This window comes from Brevundimonas bullata (assembly GCF_014207965.1).
GTDB lineage: Bacteria > Pseudomonadota > Alphaproteobacteria > Caulobacterales > Caulobacteraceae > Brevundimonas > Brevundimonas bullata_A.
This window is the reverse complement of sequence record NZ_JACHLM010000001.1, coordinates 779,806-800,940: the sequence shown is the minus strand read 5'-3', so window position 1 is coordinate 800,940 and position 21,135 is coordinate 779,806. Positions and strand designations below refer to the sequence as shown.

Here is a 21,135-nt window from a genome sequence, read left to right as displayed (position 1 = left end):
GACCCCGCCGTTCGCGTGACGGGTGAATATTGAACGCTTCGGCCGAAACCGCATTAACCTTTGCGGCTGAAACAAGGAGCGTGGCCATGAAGGCTGTTGTGTACATCGCTATGGGCGCGACCCTGCTCGTCGCCGGAACCGCCGAGGCGCAACAGCGCATCGTGCGCCACAACGCCGCCTCCGGCTACGCCCAGCAGGCCTACGCCGATCACGGGAGCCAACGCGGCCCCATGGTCGAGAGCCGGGTCCAGACCTATTACAGCGACACCGGCTGGCAGGGCGGCTACGGCCCGGTCGAGGCCTATGGCTATGGTTACGGCTATGGCGGCGCCGGTCAGCGCCCGCCCGTCGTGGTCGTCGCGCCGCAACAGCCGATCCAGCACGGCGGCTACAGCTACGGCGTCACCCGCTCCATGCCCTTCGGCTACGTCGTCGACGGCTATGGCCGCTATCCCTGGGCCCGCGGCTACGGATACGGCCAGGGCCAGTACCAACAGGGCCCCTACCAGCAGGGCTATTATCAGGGCAGCTACGCTCCCGCGCCCCAGCCGGCCTATTACCAGCCCGCCCCCGTCTATGTGAACCAGCCCCCCGTCTATGTCTCGCAGCCGCCCATCTACGTGGCCTCCCCGCCGGTCTATGTGCAGCCCGCCCAGGTCCGCGTCGCGCCGCCGCAGGTGAACGTGGCCCCGCCTCAGGTCTATGTCGACCCCCCGCGCGTCGAGACGGCCCCGCCCCAGGTCAACTTCGAGCGCGGCTACTACGCCATGCCCGACACGCCGCCGCCCCCGCCTGCCCCGCACCGTTCCCCGACCGAGCGGCCCTACGCCCCCTACGCCCAGGAACAGGGCGAGCGGGGGTAAAGAAAAGGCGGCCTCTTCGCAGAAGCCGCCCTTTTTGTTTCACGTGGATCAACGGGTTGCGCCCGCTCAGATCAGGGCGATCTCCGCCGAAACCGCTTGCGCCGCCGCGCGCGGATCGGCCCCCGCGGTGATGGGGCGACCGATGACCAGATGGGTCGCGCCCGACTGCAAGGCGCTGGCCGGGGTCGCCGCCCGCGCCTGATCGTCCAGAGCGGCGCCGGTCGGCCGCACGCCCGGCGTCACGATCAGGAAGTCGTCGCGGCCCGCCGCCAGGGCGATCTCGCGCACCCGCGCCGCCTCGTGCGGGCTGGAGACGACGCCGTGGATGCCGGCGTCCAACGCCTGACGCACCCGCAGCTCGACCAGATCCGCCGCCGACAGGCTGTGATCGTCCGCCTGCAGATCCTCCTCGGTCAGGCTGGTCAGGACGGTGACGCCCAGGATCTTCAGGTCCGACCCCGCCGCCCCGCGCGCCGCCGCCGCCATCACCTGGGGCCGGGCGTGGACGGTCAGCAGGTCGCAACCCGCATGGGCCAGCACCGCCGTCGCCTTCTCCACCGTCGCGCCGATGTCGTGCAGCTTCCAGTCCAGGAACACCTGATGGCCCGACGCCTTCAGTTCGCGCGCCAGACCCATGCCGTCCGAGGCGAACAGTTGCAGCCCCACCTTGTAGAAGCCGACCGCGTCGCCGATCCGCTCGACCAGGGCCCGCGCCTCGTCGGTCGTCGGCACGTCCAGGGCGCAGATGACCCGGGGGTCAAACGGGCGATTGGGGTGGCCAATTGGTTGGTCTGGCGACATTTCCGGCTCTCGGCGGGTTGCAGGCGCGCGCGGATGCCCCGATAGGTGAGACCAAGGGTCGCGGGGTCGCGCGGCGGGTTTAAGGGCGGGGCGAAGCAATGAACGCGGTCGATCTGGGGGTCAACCTGTTCGTGGCGCTGTTCGCGCTGCTGGACCCCATCGGCAATGTGCCGATCTTCGCCGCGGCCACGGCCGGGGCCTCGCTGCGTCAGCGCATCACCGTCTCGGCCATGATCTGCGGTTTCGCCGCCGTCTTCCTGGGCTTCTTCTTCTTCACCGGCCTGGGCCTGCTGCAGTTCTTCGGCATCTCCCTGGCCGCCTTCCGCATCGCCGGCGGCATCCTGCTGCTGCTGCTCGGCCTCGACATGGCGCGCGAGGACTTCCTCAAGATCTTCGCCGACGCCGACGCCGTGACCGACGCCAAGGACGTGCGCGGCTACGCCAAGCGCCGCTTCAAACGCCTGATCGTGCCCTTCGCCATCCCGCTGATGATCGGCCCGGGCGCCATCTCGGCCATCATCATCAACGCCGGCGAGGCCCAGAAGCTGGGCGCGGCGGGCACCGCCTCGTCGCTGGTGGCCATGGTCGCCGCCTGCGTGGTCACCTTCGTCTGCTTCGCCTGCACCGGCCCGATCAGCCGCATCCTCGGCGACGTCGGCATGGCCATCGTGGTTCGCGTCCTGGGCCTGATCCTGTGCGCCCTGGCCATCCAGTTCATCATCGCCGGTCTGGGCGAGGCCATCCCCGGCATGTTCAGCATCGGGGTGACCGCGCCCTACCCCGCCGGAAGCCACTGAACTCAATCGTCATCCCGGAAAGCGCGGAGCGCTTATCCGGGACCGCCACACACACTGGCCGCTGAGCCTTGAGCGGTCCCGGATAGCGGCTTCGCCGCTTCCGGGATGACGGCGCGTCTTTGCTAGAGGCGGTCCAGCCGCTTGGCGTGGCCGCCGACCATCCTTAGCGCCAGGGCGTCGGGCAGCATCCCGCCCAGGGCCGCCAGCACATTGTTGGCGACGCCCGGCGTGACGCGCGGGCGATTGGCCTCGACCGCGTCCCAGCCGATGCGCGCCACGCGGTCGGCCTCCATCCACATCCACTTGGGATAGGCGCTCGACACCTGCTCGCGCGAGCCGTTGACGTCGTGGAACTCGGTATAGGTGTAGCCTGGGCACAGGGCGGTGACATGAACCCCCGTCCCTTGCGTCTCCAGCCACAGGCCCTGCGAGGCCTTGATCAGGAAGCTCTTGATCGGCCCGTACAGGGTGTCGCCGCCGGTCGCGGGCATCTGACCCGCCAGCGAGGCCACGTTCAGCACCCTGCCCCAGCCGCGCGCCGTCATGCCGGGCAGCAGCAGACGCGACAGCTCGACCGGCGCGGTCAGCATGACCCGGATCATGGCGGCATGGTCGGCGGGGTCGGTGGACAGAAAGCCCGTGGTGCGGCTGAACCCGGCGTTGTTGATCAGGCCGTCCACGCTCAGGCCGCGCGACGTGATCTCCTCGACCAGAGCGGCGGGCGCGCCCGGCTCGGCCAGATCGGCGGTGATCACGCTGGCGACAACGCCATGATGGGCAATCAGTTCATCGGCCAAGGCCAGCAATGGCGCTTCACGGCGGGCCGTCAGGATCAGGTCATACCCCCGCCCAGCGCACTCGCGCGCCAAGGCCGCGCCGATGCCGGCGGAGGCCCCCGTGATCAGGATGGTGCGGCGCGGCTCCCCCAAGCGAGGCGCGTCAGGCGGCGGCGACGGGGCAGGCCGAATGCGGCGCGAATTCGCGCAGCGATTCCGGGTCCGCTTCGAGCAGGTCGGCGATGGTGATCTTGGACAGGGCGGCGCCTGCGGCCTGATCCGCGGCGGTCAGGGCCTTGGCCACCTGACGCGGGATGTGCTCCCCCACCGGACAGCCCTTGGCCCCGGCCGGCGGCGAGCCCAGGTGGGCGCAGCCGTTCACGGCCTTCAGCACCTCGGCCATGCAGATGTCTTCCGGGCGGCGCAGCAGCCAGGAGCCGCCCGAGGCGCCGGGACGCGTGGCGATCAGCCCCGCCTTGGCCAGCAGGGCCGTCACCCGACGGATGACCACCGGATTGGTCGGCACCGAAGCCGCCAGCACGGCGCTGGGCGCGGCGTCCGCAGCCGAATAGGCGCCCTTGTGGGCCAGATAGGCCAAGGCGTGGGCGGCGACGGGGAATCTTTGGCTGTCAGACATCTCGGTTTCGTACTCCAGACCGGAAGGTAGGGCTTCCGGCGCCGTTTTCCAAATCCATCCGCAACAAAAACTGTTCTAATTATCGCAAAGCTTCACGCCCCGGCCTTCCGGGCGAAGCTCCAGGCCGCGTCCGACAGGGGGCCGACCTGGGCCGCCATGGTCTTGGCGTGGGCGCTGGCGGCGGTGCCGTCGCGCACCCGCCCGGCGATTCCCTGACAGATGGCCGCCAGCCGGAACAGGTTGTAGGCGAACAGCCAGTCCAGATTCTGCGGCGGCGCCGTGCCGGTCTTTTCGGCGTAACGTTCGACCGTCTCCTCGACCGAGGGAATGCCCAGGGCCTTCAGGTCCGCCCCCGCCAGACCGTTCCTCAAGCTGGCCGGAATGACCCAGGCGATCAGCAGATAGGAGAAGTCGGCCATGGGATCGCCGAGCGTCGACAACTCCCAGTCCAGCACCGCCCGCACCCGCGCCTCGACCGGATCAAGGATCATATTATCGAGGCGGAAGTCGCCGTGGACGATCCGCGTCGGCCCCTCCGGCGGCAGGCTGTCGGGCAGGAAGGCGATCAGCCGGTCCATGGCCGGGATGGGCGCGATCTCCGAAGCCCGATACTGCTTGGTCCACCGCCCGACCTGGCGGGCGAAATAGTTGCCCGGCCTGCCGTAGTCCGACAGGCCGATGGCGGCAGGATCAAAAGCGTGCAGCGCCGCCAGCGTATCCGTCTGCGCCTCATAGATGGCGCGGCGCTCGGCGGGAGCCAGACCCGGCAGCTTCAGGTCCCAGAAGACCCGGCCCTCGACCTTGTCCATGACATAGAAGATCGAGCCGATGACGCCTTCGTCCGTACACAGAGCATAGGGTCGCGCGACCGGAAACCCTTGGGCATGCAGGGCCGAGATGACGGTGAACTCGCGGTCCACGGCGTGGGCGCTGGCCAGCAGGGTCCCCGGCGGCTTGCGGCGCAGCACATAGGTCCGCTCCGGCGTGGTCAGCTCATAGGTGGGGTTGGACTGACCGCCCTTGAACTGGCGGATGGTCAGCGGTCCGGCGTAGCCCTCGACATGGGCCGACAGCCAGGCGTCCAGCGCCCCCTCGTCCAGACGATAGCGCTCGTCCACCTCGCGCGTGCCGGAAAAGGCGGACTGGACGTCCATTTGATCGGTCATGGTTCGTCTCCCCCTGCGGCGATGATGGCGGCCTTCACCGCCCCGCGCCAGCCCTTCAGCAGCCGCGCCCGCTCGGCCTCGCCCATGCGCGGACGCCAGACGGCGGGGGCCTCAAGCGGCGCAGTCCACAGCTCGCCCGTCAGGCCGACGCCGAAGGCCGCCAGCCGCGCCGCCCCCATGGCCGTCATCTCCTGGAAGGCGGGGCGTTCGACCTCGACCTCGCAGATGTCGGCGATGAACTGCATGGCGAAGGCGTTGGCCGTGACGCCGCCGTCGACCTTGAGCCGCGTCAGCGGCGGCGCCCCGTCCGTCTTCAGGGCGTCGAGCAGGTCGCGGGTCTGATAGGCCAGGCTCTCCAGCGCCGCGCGGACGAAGTGGGCCGGGCCGCTGTCGCGGGTCAGGCCGATGACCGTGCCCCGCGCCTCCGGCTGCCACCAGGGCGCGCCCAGACCAGTGAAGCCGGGCACCAGATAGACCCCGCCGTTGTCCTTCAAAGTCTGAGCCATGGCCTCGGACTGGCGCGAATCCGAGATCACCTTCAGTCCGTCGCGCAGCCACTGGATCGCCGATCCGGCCGAGAAGATCGACCCCTCCAGAGCATAGGCGACCTGACCATCAGCGGCGTAGCCCAGGGTCCGCAGCAGTCGCGAGGTCGAGGCCACCGGCTGATGCCCGACGTTGGCGACCAGAAAGGCCCCGGTGCCGTAGGTGATCTTGGCGTCCCCTGCCCGCAGCGCCCCGTGGCCGACCAGGGCCGCCTGCTGATCCCCCGCCGCGCCATGGATCGGCAGGGCCCGCCCGAACAGGCTGGCGTCGCAGTCGCCCAGATGATCGGCGCAGCCCCGGATCTCGGGCAGAGCCTTCATGGGCACATTGAACAGGTCGCAAAGCTCCTCGCGCCATTGCAGCGTCGCCAGGTCCATCAGGCTGGTGCGGCTGGCGTTGGTGGCGTCGGTGACGTGGCTCTGCCCGCCCGTCAGCTTCCAGATCAGCCAGGCGTCGATGGTGCCCAGCTTGACCTCGCCCTTCGCCGCCCGTTCGCGCGCCCCCGGCACGGCGTCCAGCAGCCAGGCGTATTTCGAGGCCGAGAAATAGGGGTCGAGGATCAGGCCGGTCGCCGCCTGGACCCTGGCCTCATGCCCCTCGGCCGCCAGCCGCGTGGTCACGTCCGACGTGCGCCGGTCCTGCCAGACGATGGCCCGGTGCAGCGGCTCGCCGGTCGCGGCGTCCCAGATGACCGAGGTCTCGCGTTGGTTGGTGATGCCCACGGCGGCGAAGCGGTCCACGCCGCCCGCCTTGCGCACCACCTCGCGACAGGTCTGCAAGGTGGCGCGCCAGATCTCGGCCGCGTCATGCTCGACCCAGCCCGAGCGCGGGAAGTGCTGCGCCAACTCAATTTGGCTGACGGCGACGGCGCTGAATGAACCGGACGGCGACACCTCGAAGGCGATGGCCCGCGTCGAGGTGGTGCCCTGGTCGATGGCGAGGATCATGTTCGCTTGCATGAGGAGAGTTATGCAGAGCCTGCGCCTGCACGTAAGAGTAAACTCATGCACACGCCCTCCTTCTCCGGCGTCCTCGACGCCGCCCGCCAGATCGCCCCCGCCGCCGTGCGCACGCCGCTGATCGAGCATCCGGCCCTGAACGAAGCCATCGGCGGCCGGGTGCTGATGAAGGCCGAGACGCTGCAGGTGGCGGGGGCCTTCAAGTTTCGCGGGGCCTATAACCGCATCAGCCGGCTGACGACTGAGGAAAAGACGCGCGGCGTCGTGGCCTACTCCTCAGGCAACCACGCCCAGGGCGTCGCGGCGGCGGCGCAGGCCATCGGGACCCGCGCCCTGATCGTCATGCCGTCGGACAGCCCCACGGTGAAGGTCGAGGGCGTGCGCGCCTTCGGCGGCGAGGTGCGCTTCTACGACCGCTGGAGCGAGAGCCGCGAGGCCATCGGCGCCGAGATCGCGGCCGAGCGCGGCTCCGTCCTGGTCCCGCCCTTCGACGACCCCTTCATCATCGAGGGCCAGGGCACGGTCGGGCTGGAGATGCTGGAGCAGACGGACGCCCCCATGGACCAGCTGCTGTGCGGCGCCTCGGGCGGCGGCCTGATCGCCGGGCTCAACCTGGTCATGGCCGAGCAGAGCCCCGAGACCCGCGTCATCGTCGTCGAACCCGAAGCCTTTGACGACACCCGCCGCTCGCTGGAGGCGGGCGAACGGACCGCGCATCCGCCAGGCGCCCCGTCGATCTGCGACGCCCTGATGGCGCCCCTGCCGGGCGAACTGACCTGGCCGATCAACCGGCGTCTGGCGGGCGCCGCGACCGTCACCGACGCCGAGGTGGCCGAGGCCATGCGCTTCGCCTTCCGCTGGCTCAAGCTGGTGATCGAGCCGGGCGGCGCCGTGTCTCTGGCGGCCCTGCTGTCCGGCAAGGTCGCGGCGAAAGCCCTGACCACCGGGATCGTCCTGTCGGGCGGCAACGTCGATCCGGGCCTGTTCAGCGCCATCATCGAAGGCCGCTTCCCCGCATAGCGGCCGTCATCCCGGACGCCCGCAGGGCGATCCGGGACCGCCCATGACGCCGCCGTCCGCGCGTACGGCGGTCCCGGCTCAGCCTTTCAGGCTGTCCGGGATGACGGCGAGGGAGGGCCCCCTTGCGTCCGCCCGCGACGCAGTCAAGGTTGCGTCTAACGGAGGGGTCCGATGACGAAACCGAACGATCTGCCATCCCTGATCGGCCAGGAGGTCGGCGTCAGCCGCTGGATCACCGTCGATCAGGCCCGCATCGACGCCTTCGCCCGCATCACCGAGGACGAACAGTTCATCCACGTCGATCCCGAGGCGGCCAAACACACCCCCTTCGGCGGGACCATCGCCCATGGCTTCCTGACCCTCAGCCTGGCCTCGGCCATGAGCTATGACGCCGTCGCCCCGCTGGACGGCGTAATCATGGGGGTCAACTACGGCTTCGACAAACTGCGCTTCCTCGCGCCTGTCCCGGCCGGGTCAAGGATCCGGGGCCGCTTCAGATTGCTGTCCGCCGAGGACAAGGGCGCCCAGGACGGCGTGACCCGCTGGCTGCTCAAGCATGAACTCACCGTCGAGATCGAAGGCGCCGACAAGCCCGCCCTGATCGCCGAATGGCTGGGCATGCAGATGGTGAAGGCCTGAACCTCACCCGTTTCCGGTGCTGGACAAGAACAGGATAACGGCGCTCCAGTAACCCTACTCCGCGCACGGTCAGATCGAGGGAGGCTGGACAGTGCATCTACACGTCGTTTCCATCTTCGACGGCCTGTCCTTCCTGGTGGCCGTCTTCGCGGCCTGGACGGCGCTGGACCTGTTCCAGCAGGTGCGGTCCCATCAGGGCGGCGCGCGTCTGGCCTGGCTGGCCACGGCGGCGACGGCCATGGGCGGCGGCATATGGTCGATGCATTTCATCGCCATGCTGGGGTTCGACCCGGGCGCGCCGGTTCACTATGACCTGATCCTGACCCTCGTCTCCTTCCTGCTCGCGGCGGCCGGATCCAGCCTCGCCTTCCTGATAGCCGCCGGACGGACAAGCCGCCGTCGCCTGATCCTGGCCGGCCTGGTCATGGGCCTGGGGATCTGCGCCATGCACTATGTTGGCATGGCCGCGCTGAAGACCTCGTCAAGCCTGACCTATGCCCCCGGGCTGGTGCTCGCGTCGGCGGCGGTCGCCCTGTTCGCCTCGATCGCCGCCCTGTTCGCGGTCAATCAGGACCGCTCGCCCTCGTGGCGTCTGACGGCGGCCCTGGTCCTGGGACTGGCCGTGGTCGGCATGCATCACGTGGCCATGGCGGCGTTGACCGTCACGCCGATCCAGACCGCCGGCACGCTGGATCCGACCGGGGCCCCGCCGCTGATGCTGGCCGTCGCCGTCGCCGGGGTGACCGTCCTGATCCTGTTTCTGGCCCTGGCGGTCGCCATGGTGGACCAGCGCGACAAGCTGATCTCGATCATCGACGCGGGCGGGGTCGGCTACTGGGAGCTGGCCTTGCCGGGGCAAAACCTGTGGCTGTCCGGCCGCGCGCGCAAATATCTCGGCCTGGCCCGCGGCGAGCCCTTCGACGCCCGAGACCTGGCCCGCAAGCTGAAGCCCGAGGACATGGTCCGGCGCACCCAGACCCTGGAGCGCGCCCTGAAGGGCGACGGCGATTACGCCGCCGAATATCAGATCCGCGACAGCGGCCGCTGGCTGCAGGTGCGCGGGCGGCTGATCCGCTCGCGGTCGGGCAAGCCGATCAAGCTGGCCGGGGTCATCATCGACGTCACCGACCGGCATCAGGCCTTCGCCGCCCTGGCCGCCAGCGAGCACCGCCAGCGCCTGCTGATCAACGAGCTGAACCACCGGGTGAAGAACACCCTGGCCACCATCCAGTCGATCGCCGCCCTGACGGCGCGGCGCTCGTCCAGCGTCGCGGACTTCATGCGTCTGTTCGAGGCGCGGCTGATCGCCCTGTCCGACACCCACAACCTGCTGACCGCCAACGGCTGGGAGCGCGCCCGCCTGCGCGATCTGGTGCTGCAGGAGTTCCGTCCCTACGCCGAGGATCAGTTGCGGATGCAGGGGCCCGAGGTGACTCTGGAGGCCGAACAGGCCCTGTCCATGGGCCTGATCCTGCACGAACTGGTCACCAACGCCGCCAAGTACGGCGCGCTCAGCAATCCGGACGGCGCCGGCGGCCAGGTGGACGTAACCTGGAGCGGCGTCAGCGACGACGGCCTGGTCGTGCTCGACTGGATCGAACACGGCGGCCCCACGGTCTCCGCCCCGACCCAGTCCGGCTTCGGCTCACGCCTGATCGACACCAGCGTGCGCGGCACCCTGAGAGGAAAGGCGAGCATGGACTACGCCCAGGGCCGTCTGCATTGCCGCCTGGAATTCAGGCCCGGCGGCGCGCCGACCGCCTAGGACTCGCCCAGGCAGCGCAGGGCGACTTCCAGATTGCGCAGACCGTCCTCGCCCGAGACCGCCGCCGTCTCGCCGGTGCGGATGGCGTGGACGAAGGCCTCGTGTTCCTTCTTCAGCGGTTCGGCGGGCCAGGAGTTGAGCATCCGCGTCGAATAGGAGCCGTCCGGCTGCTGGCCGAAATACTCGGTCACCTGGCGGGTGATCAGGTCGGCGACGATGAAGCGGTTCTTGGTGGCGACCTGCAGCGTGCGGGTCTTGTAGGGCGTGACCCAGTTGGTGGTGATGTGGGCGATCACGTCACTGGCCATGCGGAACTGCAGCAGGGCCGAGTCTTCGCGGGATGCATGGGCGTGACCCAGCAGTGACTGGACCTCCACCACTTCCGACCCCGTCAGGTGGCGGATGATGTCGATGTCGTGCACCGCCAGGTCGATGACCACCCCGACCTCGCCCATGCGCGGCGGGAAGGGGCCGACGCGGGTGATCTGGATAGAGATGATCTCATCGCCGTCGATGGCGCGCTTGACCGTGTCCACCGCCGGATTGAAGCGCTCGACATGGCCGACCATCAGGACGCGGTTGTTGGCCTTGGCCGCGTCGATCATGGCTTGGGCGTCGGCGGTCGTGGCGGCGATGGGCTTCTCGACCAGGACATGGACGCCCGCCTTCAGCAGGGCCACGCCCAGCTCGGCGTGGAAGCGGTTCGGGGTGGCGATGACCGCGGCGTCCAGACCGGCGGCGACAAAGGCCTGCGCCGTGGTCACGGCGGTCGCGCCATAGGCGGCGGCCACGCCCTCGGCCGTCACGGCGTCGGGATCGAAGATGGTCGTCAACTCGACGTCGCGCAGTTCGGACAGGACGCGGGCGTGGTTGCGGCCCATGACGCCGGCGCCGGCGACGCCGATCTTGAGGGGGGTCTGCTGGGTCATGCGGATCAGGCCTTGAAGCTGGCGACGGCGGCGATGATGCGGGCTTGCGTCGCCTCATCCAGGTCCGAGTGCATCGGCAGGCTGATGACGCGCTCCATCAGGCGCTCGGTCACCGGCAGGCCCTGCGGGCCGCGCGGATAGTGGGCGTAGGCGGGCTGCAGGTGCAGCGGGATCGGGTAATAGACCGCCGTGGGGATGCCTTCGGCCTTGAGGTGCGCGGCCAGACCGTCGCGGTCCTCGTGCTCGATGGTGTACTGCGCCCAGTTCGAGATGTTGCCCGCCGGCACGTCCGGCACGGCGGCGACGTGGGGGCGCAGACCCTCGTTGTAGCGGGCGGCGGCGGCGTTGCGCCACTCGATCTCCTGTCCGAAGACCTTCAGCTTCTCGATCAGGACAGCGGCCTGGATGGTGTCCAGACGGCTGTTCAGGCCGATGCGCATGTTCAGGTATTTGGGGTCGTGGTCGAAGGTCTTGTCCTTCAGGTCGATCGCCACCGCCTTGCCGTGCACGCGGATGGAATCGATCAGCTGGGCCAGGTCGTCGTCATTGGTCAGCACCGCCCCGCCGTCGCCGTAGCAGCCCAGCGGCTTGGCCGGGAAGAAGCTGGTGGTGGTGATGTCGGCCCACTTCAGCGGGTGCTCGCCGTCGATGGTGCAGCCGAAGCCCTGCGCCGAATCCGAGATCAGCTTCAGGCCATATTTGTCGCAGATGGCCTTGATGGCCGGATAGTCGGCGGGCTGGCCGAACAGGTCGACGGCGATGACCACGCGCGGCTTCAGACGGCCTTCCTTCAGCGTCGCCTCGATGGCCGCCTCCAGATGGGCCGGGTCGATGTTGTAGGTCGTAGCATCGACATCGATGAAGACCGGCTCGGCGTCGAACCACGGCACCACCTCGGCGGTGGCGGCGAAGGTGAAGCTGGGCACGAAGACGGCGTCGCCGCGCCCCACGCCCCAGGCCATCAGCGGCAGGGCCAGGGCGTCGGTGCCGTTGGCGCAGCCCAGGGCGTGCTTGGCCTGACCAAAGGCGGCCAGGTCGGCCTCGAACTGACGCACCTGCGGGCCCATGACCCAGGCGCCGCCGACGACGGCTTCCTGAACGGCGGCCTCGATCTTGCCGCCGAGGCGAAGGCGCTGGGCCTGAAGGTCGATGAAGGGAATGGTCATGAAGGGTCGCTCTCTCGGTGGGGGCCGCGCAGGCGGAACTCGGGTTCGGCGCGCGGGCGCGAAGGCGGATCAACTATCTTGAGCGCCTCCTACCAAAGCCCGGGGCCTCTCCACAAACCCGCGAGAGTCACTTCGCGTTGCCGGTTGCAACGAAGGCCAGACTTGGCAAAGCGGGCGACCCTGCCTAAGCCCGAGGGATCATGACGCTCTCGTCCGCACAGAACCGGGTCCGCGACTGGCTGTTCCGCCAGGCCCTGCCGCTGTGGGCGCGGGCCGGGATCGACGCCGAGGGACGCTTCTTCGAGGCGCTGGACTTCGACGGCCGCCCCCTCACGAACGTCCCCCGGCGCACGCGGGTCCAGGCGCGTCAGGTCTATGTCTTCGCCGAAGCCGCAGCGCTCGGCTGGACCGAAGGCGAAGCGATCGCCCGCCTCGGGCTGGACGCCCTGATCCGCGACAACCATCGTCCCGACGCCCTGTGGGTGCGCGCGACGGACAACGCGGGCGCTGTCATCGACGCCACGCCCGACCTCTACGACCTGGCCTTCGTCCTGTTCGCCCTGGCCGCCGCCCATCGCGTGCTGAAGGACGAGCGCGCCCTGCCCCTGGCCCTGTCGACGCTCGCCGCCGTCGAGGGCCGAATGGCCGACCCGGTCCACGGCGGCTGGCAGGAAGCCCTCCCCCCCGTCCTGCCCCGCCGCCAGAACCCGCACATGCACATGCTGGAGGCCCTGCTGGCCTGGCAGGCGATCGCCCCCGACCCCGCCTTCGAGGCGGCGGCGCGGCGCATGCTGGACCTGTTCGCCACCCGCTTCTTCGACCGCGAACACCTTATGCTGGGCGAGTTCTTCACCGCCGACTGGGCGATAGCCCCCGGCGGCGCGGGACAGGTCATCGAGCCCGGTCATCACATGGAATGGATCTGGCTGCTGGATCAGGCCCGCCGCCTCGGCCTCGACGGCCATGAGCGACCGGCCCAGGCCCTGTTCGCCTCGGCCCTGACCAACGGCTTCGACGCCCAGGGCATGATGGTCCGCGAGGTCGACCGCATCGGCGTGGTCCGCGACGGGGGCCGCCGTCTGTGGGCTCAGACCGAAGCCCTGCGCACCCTGGCCCTGCGCGGCGACACGGCCCGCGCTCTGGGTCTGCTCGACGGCGTCTTCGCCACCCATCTGGCGACCGCAACGCCCGGTCTGTGGATCGACAGCTACGACGCCGAGGCCCGCGCACTGGACACGTCCGTCCCCGCCTCGACCCTCTACCACCTGATGACCGCCTTCTCGGCCCTGCTGACGGAGCCCGCGTGAGCCGACCCATGAAGCGTCCCGCCGCCTTCCTCGACCGCGACGGCGTCCTGATCGTCGACAGCGGCTATCCGCATCGCCCCGATCAGCTGGTCCTGATCCCCGGCGCCGCCGAGGCGGTGAAGCGGCTGAACGACGCGGGCTTCGTCACGGTCATCGTCACCAACCAGTCGGGCGTGGCGCGCGGCCTGTTCAGCGAAGACACCATGCACGGCTTCAACGCCCTGCTGGTCCAGCGACTGGCCGAGGACGGCGCCCGCATCGACGCCGTCTACGCCTGCCCCTTCCACGCCGAGGCCGTGGACGCCCGCTATCGCCACCCCGACCACCCGGACCGCAAGCCCAATCCGGGCATGCTGCTGAAGGCCGTCGCCGAGCACGATCTCGACCCAGCCCGCTCGCTGATGATCGGCGACCAGGCCTCGGACATGGAGGCGGCGCGGCGCGCGGGCGTCGCCGGCTATCGCTTCGAGGGCGGAAATCTGGACCACCTGGTCGCCGCCGCACTGTCATCCTGATCGCAATTCTGCATCCGGTGAATTAGGCTGCTGGCGACGCTGGACGCGCAAGCAAGAGAAACGCCTGATGACCGCCGCCTACGCCGACCGCCGCTGGACCTCGCCCGATGGCCTGAGCCTCTACGCCCGCGACTACGCCCCCGCCGACGGTCCGGCGCGCCTGCCGGTCATCGCCATCCACGGCCTGACCCGCAACAGCGCCGACTTCGAGGTCATCGCCGCCCTGATCGCCGCAAGCGGTCGCCGCGTCCTGGCCGTGGACGTGCGCGGACGCGGCCAGTCCGACCGCGCGCCCGACCCCATGACCTATACGCCCGACATCTATGCGCGCGACGTGGTCGCCCTGATGGAACAGCTAGGGATCGAGAAGGCCGTCTTCCTCGGCACCTCCATGGGCGGGCTGATCACCATGGCCCTGACCGCGCTCAAGCCCAAGGCCATCGCCGCCGCCATCATCAATGACGTGGGGCCGGAACTGGCGCCAGAGGGCCTCGCCCGCATCGCCGCCTACGCCGGCCAGCCGCTCGTGATCGAGACCTGGGACGACGCCGCCGCCTACGCCAAACGCATCAACGAAACCGCCCTGCCCCACTACACCGACGCCGACTGGGCTGCCTTCGCCCGCCGCACCTTCCGCGAGGGCACCGAGGGCGCGCCGGTGCTGGACTATGACCCCGACATCTCGGCCCCGATCAGGGCGGCGGGCGCCAAGGCCCTGATCCCCAACCTCTGGCCCTATTTCCGCGCCCTGGCCCGCAAGAAGCCGACCCTGCTGCTGCGCGGCGCGACCTCAGACCTGCTCAGCCCCGCCATCGTCGCCAAGATGCGAAAAGCCGCCCCGTCCATGGCCTACGCCGAGGTCCCAGCCGTCGGCCACGCCCCCATGCTGGATGAGGCGGAAGCGCGCGCGGCGATCTTCGAGTTTCTGGCGGGGGTGAGCTAACCCGTCATCCCGGCCGCAGCGCAGCGGAGAGCCGGGACCGCCAAAGTCGCCGCCGGCTGAAGGTCGCGCCTATCGCGGCCCCGGATAGCCCTGCGGGCTTCCGGGGTGACGGCGCGGGCCTCAAGTAGCGCGAAGCGCGATAGGCCCAAAATCAAGCCTTCTTCACAAACTCGACCCGCAGCACCAGGCCGCGCACCTTGTCGACATTGGCCTCGATCTCGTCGGGATCGCCGGTCAAGCGGATGTTCTTGACCATGGTGCCGCGCTTCAGCGTCACCCCGCCCGAGCCCTTGACCTTCAGGTCCTTGATCAGGGTCACGCTGTCGCCGTCGGCCAGGATGTTGCCGTTGGAGTCCTTGGTCACGTCGTCGGTCATGGTCGTCTCACAGACAGTGGGCGCGCGACAGCGAACCCGTAGAATTGAAAGCGGCCTCAAGTAGCGCGAAGCGCGGTAGGCCTCTAACTAAAAACCGGCGCCGTCAGGCGTCCGGAACATTGTTGTCGAGTTCATCGAGCCAGACGCGCGCGCTGCTGTCCGACGGAGCCCGCCAGTCGCCGCGCGGCGACAGCGACCCGCCGGTCACCACCTTCGGGCCATTCGGCACGGCCGAGCGCTTGAATTGGCTGGTCTGGAAGAAGCGGATCAGGAACTTGCGCAACCAGGCCTTGATGGTCGCCAGGTCATAGGCGACCCGCTCCGCTTCCGGCAGGCCGGCCGGCCAGTTGCCCTTCGTCGCGTCGCCCCAGGCCTGGTGCGCCAGATAGGCGACCTTGGACGGCTTCAGGCCGAACCGGCTGATGTAGAACAGGAAGAAGTCGTTCAGCGCATAGGGACCGACGATGCTCTGCGTCGACTGGATCGCCCCGTCGGCGCCCGCCGGCACCAGTTCGGGCGAGATCTCGGTGGCGAGAATGGCGTGAAGCGTGGGCGTCGCCGCCTCGCCCACCAGCCCACGCTCGGCCACCCAGCGGATCAGGTGTTGGATCAGGGTCTTCGCCACCCCGCCGTTGACGTTGTAGTGGCTCATGTGGTCGCCGACGCCATAGGTGCACCAGCCGAGCGCCAGTTCCGACAGGTCGCCGGTGCCCAGGACGAAGCCGTGGTTCTGATTGGCCAGCCGAAACAGATAGTCGGTCCGCAGCCCCGCCTGAACATTCTCGAAGGTGATGTCGTGGACCGGCTGACCGTCGGCGAAGGCGTGGCCGATGTCGCGCAGCATCTGTTCGGCGGCGGGCCGGATGTCGATCTCGGCCCCCGTGACGCCCAGCGCCTGCATCAAGGCCCAGGCGTTGGACTTGGTCCCCTCCGACGTGGCGAAGCCCGGCATCGTAAAGGCCAGAATCCCCGTGCGCGGCAACTTCAGCCGATCAAAAGCGCGACAGGCCACCAACAGGGCCTGGGTTGAATCCAGCCCGCCCGAGACGCCGATCGCCAGGGTCCTGGACCCCGTCGCCGTCATCCGCCGCATCAGGCCCTGGACCTGGATGTTGAAGGCCTCGAAGCAGTCCTGATCCAGACGCGCGGCGTCGTCCGGCACGAAGGGGAAGCGGTCCAGCGGACGGATCAGGGCGTCGCCCGGCCCCTCCCCCGCCTCGAACGGAACCACGGTCGCGGCCTCGCCCTCCAGACGGGCGCAGTCGGCGAAGGTGCCGTTGCGCAGACGGTCCAGACCGATGCGGTCCACGTCCACGTCGGCGATGGTCAGATGGCTTTCCAGCGCGAACCGCTCGCCCTCGGCCAGCCCCGCGCCCAGCTCATGGATGGTCGCCTGACCGTCCCAGGCCAGATCCGTCGTCGACTCGCCCCAGCCCGAGGCGGCGAAGACATAGGCCGACAGGGTGCGGCTGGACTGACTGGCGCACAGCAGGGCCCGCTCATCCGCCTTGCCGATGACGATGTTGGAGGCCGACAGGTTGCACAGGATGCGCGCCCCCGCGAGCGCCGCCCGCGTCGACGGCGGCTGCGGCGCCCAGAAGTCCTCGCAGATCTCGACGGCGAAAACGAAGCCCGGCCGGTTGGTCGCCTCGAAGATCAGACCCGGCGCGAAATCGACGCTCGTACCGTTCAGGACGAGGCTGTCCTCGGACCGGCTGGCGGCGGGCGCGAACCAGCGCTTCTCATAGTATTCGCGGTAGTTGGGCAGGTAGGTCTTGGGCACCACGCCCAGCACCTCGCCGCCGCCCAGCACCACGGCGCAGTTGAACAGGGCGTCGCCGTTGCGAACCGGCGCGCCGATGACGGCGATCACGCCCGCCTCGTCCGCCACCTCGGCCAGTTCAGCGATGCGGCGCTCGACCTCTTCCAGCAGGGCCGCCTGCATCAGCAGGTCGTCGATGGCGTAGGCGCTCAGCGACAGTTCGGGAAAGACCAGCAGGTCCACGCCCGCCTCGCCCGCCTGACGGATCAGTCGTGCGTGCTCCTCGGCGTTGGCGGCCGGATCAGCGACATGGACCACCGGGGTCGCCGCGGCCACGCGCACGAAGCCGTGGGCGCGCGGGGCGTGGAAGGAACTGTTCGAGGCCATCAATCCATCCGCTCATCCCGGCGGACGCCGGGATCCAATGAGAGCCGCGAGGCGCGGCGCCCGATCTCTAAGACCGTTCGATCAATATAGGGTTGCGCCGCGAACCCAAAGGACAGGATCCCGGCGTCCGCGGGGATGAGCGGGCAGCGGGAAGTTCGTGACCTGCGAACCGGCGTCGGCTAAGGCTCGACCCATGAGCGATACGCCCAAAAAAGGCTGGTTCCAGCGACTGAGCGCGGGTCTGTCCCGCTCCTCCAAACAGATGACCGAACAGGTCGTCTCGACCTTCGTGAAGGAGCCTCTGTCAGAAGAGGCGCTGGAGCGGCTGGAAGAGCACCTGATCGAGAGCGATCTGGGCCCCGCCGCCTCGGCCCGCATCGTCGAGCGCTTCCGCGAGCTGCGCTTCGGCAAGACGTCGGACGAGCGCGAGATCAAGGAGGCCCTGGCCGAGGCCGTGGCCGCCGAGTTGCTGCCGCGTCAGGCCAGCTTTGATCCCCTCAACGGACCCAAGCCCTATGTCGTCCTGTTCGTCGGGGTGAACGGCTCGGGCAAGACCACGACGCTCGGCAAGATCGCCTCGGACCTGACGGCCAAGGGCGCCAAGGTGATGATCGTCGCCGGCGACACCTTCCGCGCCGCCGCCCGTGAACAGCTGAAAGTCTGGGCCGAACGCGCCGGGGCTGATTTCGAGAGCCGCCGCGACGGCGCCGACGCCGCCGGCCTGGCCTTCGACGCCTATACGAAGGCCAAGGCCGAGGGCTATGACGTGGTCCTGATCGACACCGCCGGGCGCCTGCAGAACAAGTCCGCCCTGATGGACGAACTGCTGAAGATCGTCCGCGTCCTGAAAAAGGTCGATGCGGACGCGCCGCACGAGACCCTGCTGGTGCTGGACGCCACCGTGGGCCGCAACGCCCTGGAACAGGAAAAGGTCTTCGGCCGCACGGCCTATGTCTCCGGCGTGGTCATGACCAAGCTGGACGGCACGGCGCGCGGCGGCGTCCTGGTCCCCGTGGCCCAGGCCTCGGACGCCCCGATCAAGCTGATCGGCGTCGGCGAAGGCGTCGACGATCTGCAACCCTTCGACGCGCGCGCGTTTTCCCGATCACTGGTCGGGCTTGAGGACTGAAGCGTATGAGTGAAGCCGTCGAAACCAAACGTCCGCAGTGGATTCGTCAGGCCGTCGATTTCGGCGCCCTGATCGCCTTCATGGCCGCCTATTTCATCACCCGCGACATGATCAAGGCCACCTGGGTCCTGGTCATCGCCTCGGCCATCGCCCTGGCCGTCGGCTTCGTTCTGGAGCGCCGCCTGGCCCCCATGCCCCTGATCACCGGCGGCTTCGCCCTGGTCTTCGGCGCCCTGACCATCCTGACCGACGACGACCTGTTCGTGAAGCTGAAGCTGACGGTGCAGAACGGCCTGCTGGCCGCCGTCCTGCTGGGCTCCATCCCGCTGAAGAAGTCGCCGTTCAAGGCCCTGCTCGGCTCCGCCATCCAGGTCACGGACGCCGCCTGGCAAAAGCTGACCTTCCGCTACGGGATCTATTTCCTCTGCGTCGCCATCGCCAACGAGGTGTTTCGCAGCCCGACCGCCGTCACCGCCATCTGGTCGGCGCTGAACCTGGGCGTGCCCGACCCCAACGGCGTCTGGACCGGCTTCCGCGGCGTCCTGTGGATCGCCGCCTCCATCTTCGGTTTGTGCCAGGTGCCGCTGATCATGAAGAACATGATCAAGAACGAAGAGCCCGGCCCCATCTCCCCCGACACGGGGCTGTAGCGCCCCTCCCCATCGTCCCGGCCAAGCCCGCAAGGGCGCCGAGCCGGGACCGCCGGAAGCGCAACCTTGGCCTGAGCGCGGCGTTCCTCTGCGGTCCCGGATAGCGGCTCTGCCGCTTCCGGGATGACGACGCCCTCGCGGCCTCAAGTAGCGCAAAGCGCGGTAGGCCCCAGAACAATGCCCTCAAGTAGCCCGCAAGGGCGGTAGGCCAACATAAATGTCTTCAAAACGTCAGGGTTTTCGTCGTCAAAGCGTAAAGCGCGGCTGTTAGCTGTCGCGCCATGTCCGGCCGCTCCACGCGGTCGGAACGGGGAACCAAGACGATGGTCAAGTCAGGCAAGCAGGCGAAGATCAAGGGCGGGCTGGCGGACTCGCCTAGCCACCTGATGCACCGGGTGTTGCAGCTGTCGCTCGACATCTACGCCGAGGAAGCCGGCCCCGACGGCTTGACCCAGCGCCAGTTCGCCGTGCTGGAAGCGGTCTCGGCGCGCTCGGGTCTGACCCAGACCGATCTGGTCAAGGCCACCGGCATCGACCGCTCGACCCTGGCCGATCTGGTCGCCCGCATGACCGCCAAGGGCCTGCTGGAGCGCGAACGCTCAGCGCTGGACGCCCGCGCCAAGGCGGTGCGCCTCTCTGAGACCGGTCAGGCCGCGCTGGAGGCCGCCCGCCCCCGCGTCGCCGCCGCCGACAAACGCATCCTGGCCCTGCTGCCCAAGGCCCGGCGCGAGGGTTTCCTCGACCTGCTGACCAGCCTGACCGACGCCGCCGACGCCGCCCCCGAACAGGCCCGGGCCGAAGCCAAGATCGCCAAGAAGGCGGCTAAGGACGCCCGCAAGGCCGAAAAGGCCGCCAAGAAGGCGCTGGACGGCGCCAAGCCGAAAAAGAAGAAGAAGACCGTCGAACCCAAGGCTGACGTGGTTCAGACCGACGCCGTCGTCATCCCGCTCAAGGATATGGCGAAGGCCTAGACCCGGATATCCAGCAGCGAGCCCGGCCGCTGATAGCGCGCAGTCGAGGGCGCTTCCTGCATCTGAACCGAACGAACCGGGGTGTCGGCGCGGGTCTCGACCGGGGCCGCAGCGGGCGCCGGCGCGCTCATACCCATGGCCGCGCGGAAAAAGGCGGACTGGGAAGTTCTCAGGGCATGGGCCGGACCGCCTATGGGAGGCGGAAAGGCCGGACGGTCTGAAGGAATCGCGGACATGGGCCGACGATCCGCGCAAACGGTCTAGATATGGTTAATGCGCGATTCACCGTGTTTGGCGGCGACGCAGCCTTTTAGCGGGCCGGCGTCTTCAGGGCATCGACCAGCTTCTGCAGGTCAGCGTCGGTCAGCACCGGCCCCGAGGACTTGGCGACGATGGTCCCATAGGCGTCGACGGCAAAGCTCTCCGGCACGCCTGAGACGCCCAGGTCCAGCCCCGCCCGACCCTCGCGGTCCACCAGCACCAGGGCATAGGGGTCGCCCAGTTCGTCGAGGAAGGCGCGGGTGGCGATGGGATCGTCCTTGTAGGCCACGCCGACGACATTGATCCCTTGCGCCTTCAGCTTCAGCAGCTGCGGATGCTCCAGCCGGCACGGGGCGCACCAGCTGGCGAACAGGTTGACGATCATCGGCTTGCCGACCCCCGCCGTCTTCAGGTCCAGACGCTGATCCGTCTCGACGTCGCCTTGCAGGATGGGCAGGACCGTCAGGGGGATCGGTTGCCCCACCAGGGCGTCGGGCTTGTAGGACCGCCCCTGACCCGGCGCGCCGGACAGGGTATTCAGCTGAACCATCAGGAAGACGCCCACGGCCAGCAGGGCGACGATGGGGATCAGGGCGAACCAGCGGTTCATTTGCGTGCCTCTTCCAGCCGGGTCAGCTCGCGCTTCCAGCGCCGGGCGGCGACCAGGGCGCGGATCGAGATGGCGGCAAGCGCCACGGCGCTGATGCCCCAGGACGACCAGACGAAGACGCCGTAGGGGCTCATGTCGAGATCCAGCATCGGCGGCTCCT

The 21,135-nt window shown here is 69.0% G+C and carries 23 protein-coding genes; 11 read left to right on the top strand and 12 right to left on the bottom strand.

Annotated features, from left to right (window positions below; all coding sequences use genetic code 11):
* The first annotated feature begins 86 nt into the window (after positions 1-86).
* Positions 87-863, top strand: coding sequence for a hypothetical protein (locus HNP51_RS03930; protein WP_184267264.1), 777 nt, complete (start codon positions 87-89; stop codon positions 861-863).
* A 66-nt stretch (positions 864-929) separates the two neighbouring features.
* Here HNP51_RS03930 and pyrF read toward each other — a convergent pair whose 3' ends face one another.
* Positions 930-1,664: an orotidine-5'-phosphate decarboxylase gene (gene pyrF / locus HNP51_RS03925; protein WP_184267262.1), complete on the bottom strand. Its 735-nt coding sequence runs from the start codon at positions 1,662-1,664 to the stop codon at positions 930-932.
* 98 nt (positions 1,665-1,762) lie between these two features.
* On the opposite strand from pyrF, the gene HNP51_RS03920 reads away from it, so the two are divergent.
* Complete coding sequence (locus HNP51_RS03920) at positions 1,763-2,461, top strand: MarC family protein (RefSeq protein ID WP_184267240.1); 699 nt, start codon at positions 1,763-1,765, stop codon at positions 2,459-2,461.
* 122 nt (positions 2,462-2,583) lie between these two features.
* Here the strand turns inward: HNP51_RS03920 and HNP51_RS03915 are convergent, their stop codons facing one another.
* The 4 genes from HNP51_RS03915 to glpK all read right to left on the bottom strand — a co-directional run bounded on the left by HNP51_RS03915 (position 2,584) and on the right by glpK (position 6,533).
* Entirely contained in the window at positions 2,584-3,390 is an 807-nt protein-coding gene (locus HNP51_RS03915) for an SDR family oxidoreductase (protein ID WP_184267237.1), read from the bottom strand.
* Between the two features lie 10 nt (positions 3,391-3,400).
* A complete protein-coding gene (locus HNP51_RS03910; RefSeq protein ID WP_114817212.1) occupies positions 3,401-3,874 on the bottom strand; it encodes an Rrf2 family transcriptional regulator in 474 nt (157 codons plus the stop codon).
* A gap of 92 nt (positions 3,875-3,966) precedes the next feature.
* Positions 3,967-5,040, bottom strand: coding sequence for a phosphotransferase family protein (locus HNP51_RS03905; RefSeq protein WP_184267235.1), 1,074 nt, complete (start codon positions 5,038-5,040; stop codon positions 3,967-3,969).
* Positions 5,037-6,533, bottom strand: a complete 1,497-nt coding sequence (gene glpK / locus HNP51_RS03900) for a glycerol kinase GlpK (RefSeq protein ID WP_184267233.1) — start codon at positions 6,531-6,533, stop codon at positions 5,037-5,039. The genes HNP51_RS03905 and glpK overlap by 4 nt, the downstream gene beginning before the upstream one ends.
* Positions 6,534-6,590: 57 nt before the next feature.
* Here glpK and HNP51_RS03895 point away from each other — a divergent pair, with 57 nt between their 5' ends.
* The 3 genes from HNP51_RS03895 to HNP51_RS03885 all read left to right on the top strand — a co-directional run bounded on the left by HNP51_RS03895 (position 6,591) and on the right by HNP51_RS03885 (position 9,969).
* Positions 6,591-7,565 carry a threonine/serine dehydratase gene (locus tag HNP51_RS03895; protein ID WP_184267231.1) on the top strand — a complete coding sequence of 325 codons (975 nt, stop codon included), beginning with the start codon at positions 6,591-6,593 and terminating at the stop codon, positions 7,563-7,565.
* Between the two features lie 171 nt (positions 7,566-7,736).
* Entirely contained in the window at positions 7,737-8,204 is a 468-nt protein-coding gene (locus HNP51_RS03890; RefSeq protein ID WP_184267229.1) for a MaoC family dehydratase, read from the top strand.
* Positions 8,205-8,295: 91 nt separating this feature from the next.
* Positions 8,296-9,969, top strand: a complete 1,674-nt coding sequence (locus HNP51_RS03885) for an MHYT domain-containing protein (protein WP_184267227.1) — start codon at positions 8,296-8,298, stop codon at positions 9,967-9,969.
* Here the strand turns inward: HNP51_RS03885 and HNP51_RS03880 are convergent.
* Positions 9,966-10,898: a Gfo/Idh/MocA family protein gene (locus HNP51_RS03880; protein WP_184267225.1), complete on the bottom strand. Its 933-nt coding sequence runs from the start codon at positions 10,896-10,898 to the stop codon at positions 9,966-9,968. The genes HNP51_RS03885 and HNP51_RS03880 overlap by 4 nt on opposite strands.
* Positions 10,899-10,903: 5 nt before the next feature.
* Positions 10,904-12,064 carry a DegT/DnrJ/EryC1/StrS aminotransferase family protein gene (locus HNP51_RS03875; RefSeq protein WP_184267223.1) on the bottom strand — a complete coding sequence of 387 codons (1,161 nt, stop codon included), beginning with the start codon at positions 12,062-12,064 and terminating at the stop codon, positions 10,904-10,906.
* 200 nt (positions 12,065-12,264) lie between these two features.
* Here HNP51_RS03875 and HNP51_RS03870 point away from each other — a divergent pair, with 200 nt between their 5' ends.
* From HNP51_RS03870 to HNP51_RS03860, 3 genes are all read left to right on the top strand, one after another.
* Positions 12,265-13,371, top strand: a complete 1,107-nt coding sequence (locus tag HNP51_RS03870; RefSeq protein ID WP_184267222.1) for an AGE family epimerase/isomerase — start codon at positions 12,265-12,267, stop codon at positions 13,369-13,371.
* Between the two features lie 8 nt (positions 13,372-13,379).
* Positions 13,380-13,886 (top strand): HAD-IIIA family hydrolase, encoded by a 507-nt coding sequence (locus HNP51_RS03865; protein ID WP_184267220.1) that lies wholly within the window; start codon positions 13,380-13,382, stop codon positions 13,884-13,886.
* Between the two features lie 67 nt (positions 13,887-13,953).
* Positions 13,954-14,829: an alpha/beta fold hydrolase gene (locus HNP51_RS03860; protein ID WP_184267218.1), complete on the top strand. Its 876-nt coding sequence runs from the start codon at positions 13,954-13,956 to the stop codon at positions 14,827-14,829.
* A gap of 151 nt (positions 14,830-14,980) precedes the next feature.
* On the opposite strand, the gene HNP51_RS03855 is transcribed toward HNP51_RS03860, so the two are convergent.
* Both HNP51_RS03855 and HNP51_RS03850 read right to left on the bottom strand, forming a co-directional pair.
* Positions 14,981-15,205, bottom strand: coding sequence for an alkylphosphonate utilization protein (locus HNP51_RS03855; protein WP_184267215.1), 225 nt, complete (start codon positions 15,203-15,205; stop codon positions 14,981-14,983).
* 103 nt (positions 15,206-15,308) lie between these two features.
* Positions 15,309-17,354 carry an NAD(+) synthase gene (locus HNP51_RS03850; protein WP_184267213.1) on the bottom strand — a complete coding sequence of 682 codons (2,046 nt, stop codon included), beginning with the start codon at positions 17,352-17,354 and terminating at the stop codon, positions 15,309-15,311.
* A gap of 193 nt (positions 17,355-17,547) precedes the next feature.
* Between HNP51_RS03850 and ftsY the strand changes: the two genes are divergently transcribed.
* The 3 genes from ftsY (at position 17,548) to HNP51_RS03835 (ending at position 20,104) form a co-directional block, all read left to right on the top strand.
* Entirely contained in the window at positions 17,548-18,483 is a 936-nt protein-coding gene (gene ftsY, locus HNP51_RS03845) for a signal recognition particle-docking protein FtsY (protein ID WP_184267211.1), read from the top strand.
* A 5-nt stretch (positions 18,484-18,488) separates the two neighbouring features.
* Positions 18,489-19,133: an inner membrane-spanning protein YciB gene (locus HNP51_RS03840; RefSeq protein WP_184267209.1), complete on the top strand. Its 645-nt coding sequence runs from the start codon at positions 18,489-18,491 to the stop codon at positions 19,131-19,133.
* A 323-nt stretch (positions 19,134-19,456) separates the two neighbouring features.
* Positions 19,457-20,104 carry a MarR family winged helix-turn-helix transcriptional regulator gene (locus HNP51_RS03835; protein WP_184267207.1) on the top strand — a complete coding sequence of 216 codons (648 nt, stop codon included), beginning with the start codon at positions 19,457-19,459 and terminating at the stop codon, positions 20,102-20,104.
* Here HNP51_RS03835 and HNP51_RS03830 read toward each other — a convergent pair.
* From HNP51_RS03830 to ccmD, 3 genes are all read right to left on the bottom strand, one after another.
* Complete coding sequence (locus HNP51_RS03830; protein WP_184267205.1) at positions 20,101-20,340, bottom strand: hypothetical protein; 240 nt, start codon at positions 20,338-20,340, stop codon at positions 20,101-20,103. The two genes, HNP51_RS03835 and HNP51_RS03830, sit on opposite strands and share 4 nt — an antisense overlap.
* Before the next feature lie 74 nt (positions 20,341-20,414).
* Positions 20,415-20,975 carry a DsbE family thiol:disulfide interchange protein gene (locus HNP51_RS03825; RefSeq protein ID WP_184267203.1) on the bottom strand — a complete coding sequence of 187 codons (561 nt, stop codon included), beginning with the start codon at positions 20,973-20,975 and terminating at the stop codon, positions 20,415-20,417.
* Entirely contained in the window at positions 20,972-21,124 is a 153-nt protein-coding gene (gene ccmD, locus HNP51_RS03820; RefSeq protein WP_184267201.1) for a heme exporter protein CcmD, read from the bottom strand. Before ccmD ends, HNP51_RS03825 begins: the two co-directional genes overlap by 4 nt.
* Positions 21,125-21,135: the final 11 nt, after the last annotated feature.

Coding starts and splice junctions, on each gene's coding strand:
- HNP51_RS03830 (WP_184267205.1), bottom strand. CDS start 20,340: ATGTCCGCGATTCCTTCAGACCGTCCGGCCTTTCCGCCTCCCATAGGC.
- glpK (WP_184267233.1), bottom strand. CDS start 6,533: ATGATCCTCGCCATCGACCAGGGCACCACCTCGACGCGGGCCATCGCC.
- HNP51_RS03840 (WP_184267209.1), top strand. CDS start 18,489: ATGAGTGAAGCCGTCGAAACCAAACGTCCGCAGTGGATTCGTCAGGCC.
- ftsY (WP_184267211.1), top strand. CDS start 17,548: ATGAGCGATACGCCCAAAAAAGGCTGGTTCCAGCGACTGAGCGCGGGT.
- HNP51_RS03875 (WP_184267223.1), bottom strand. CDS start 12,064: ATGACCATTCCCTTCATCGACCTTCAGGCCCAGCGCCTTCGCCTCGGC.
- HNP51_RS03835 (WP_184267207.1), top strand. CDS start 19,457: ATGGTCAAGTCAGGCAAGCAGGCGAAGATCAAGGGCGGGCTGGCGGAC.
- HNP51_RS03905 (WP_184267235.1), bottom strand. CDS start 5,040: ATGACCGATCAAATGGACGTCCAGTCCGCCTTTTCCGGCACGCGCGAG.
- HNP51_RS03855 (WP_184267215.1), bottom strand. CDS start 15,205: ATGACCGACGACGTGACCAAGGACTCCAACGGCAACATCCTGGCCGAC.
- HNP51_RS03930 (WP_184267264.1), top strand. CDS start 87: ATGAAGGCTGTTGTGTACATCGCTATGGGCGCGACCCTGCTCGTCGCC.
- HNP51_RS03920 (WP_184267240.1), top strand. CDS start 1,763: ATGAACGCGGTCGATCTGGGGGTCAACCTGTTCGTGGCGCTGTTCGCG.
- HNP51_RS03895 (WP_184267231.1), top strand. CDS start 6,591: ATGCACACGCCCTCCTTCTCCGGCGTCCTCGACGCCGCCCGCCAGATC.
- HNP51_RS03910 (WP_114817212.1), bottom strand. CDS start 3,874: ATGTCTGACAGCCAAAGATTCCCCGTCGCCGCCCACGCCTTGGCCTAT.
- pyrF (WP_184267262.1), bottom strand. CDS start 1,664: ATGTCGCCAGACCAACCAATTGGCCACCCCAATCGCCCGTTTGACCCC.
- HNP51_RS03870 (WP_184267222.1), top strand. CDS start 12,265: ATGACGCTCTCGTCCGCACAGAACCGGGTCCGCGACTGGCTGTTCCGC.
- ccmD (WP_184267201.1), bottom strand. CDS start 21,124: ATGCTGGATCTCGACATGAGCCCCTACGGCGTCTTCGTCTGGTCGTCC.
- HNP51_RS03890 (WP_184267229.1), top strand. CDS start 7,737: ATGACGAAACCGAACGATCTGCCATCCCTGATCGGCCAGGAGGTCGGC.
- HNP51_RS03860 (WP_184267218.1), top strand. CDS start 13,954: ATGACCGCCGCCTACGCCGACCGCCGCTGGACCTCGCCCGATGGCCTG.
- HNP51_RS03865 (WP_184267220.1), top strand. CDS start 13,380: ATGAAGCGTCCCGCCGCCTTCCTCGACCGCGACGGCGTCCTGATCGTC.
- HNP51_RS03880 (WP_184267225.1), bottom strand. CDS start 10,898: ATGACCCAGCAGACCCCCCTCAAGATCGGCGTCGCCGGCGCCGGCGTC.
- HNP51_RS03850 (WP_184267213.1), bottom strand. CDS start 17,354: ATGGCCTCGAACAGTTCCTTCCACGCCCCGCGCGCCCACGGCTTCGTG.
- HNP51_RS03825 (WP_184267203.1), bottom strand. CDS start 20,975: ATGAACCGCTGGTTCGCCCTGATCCCCATCGTCGCCCTGCTGGCCGTG.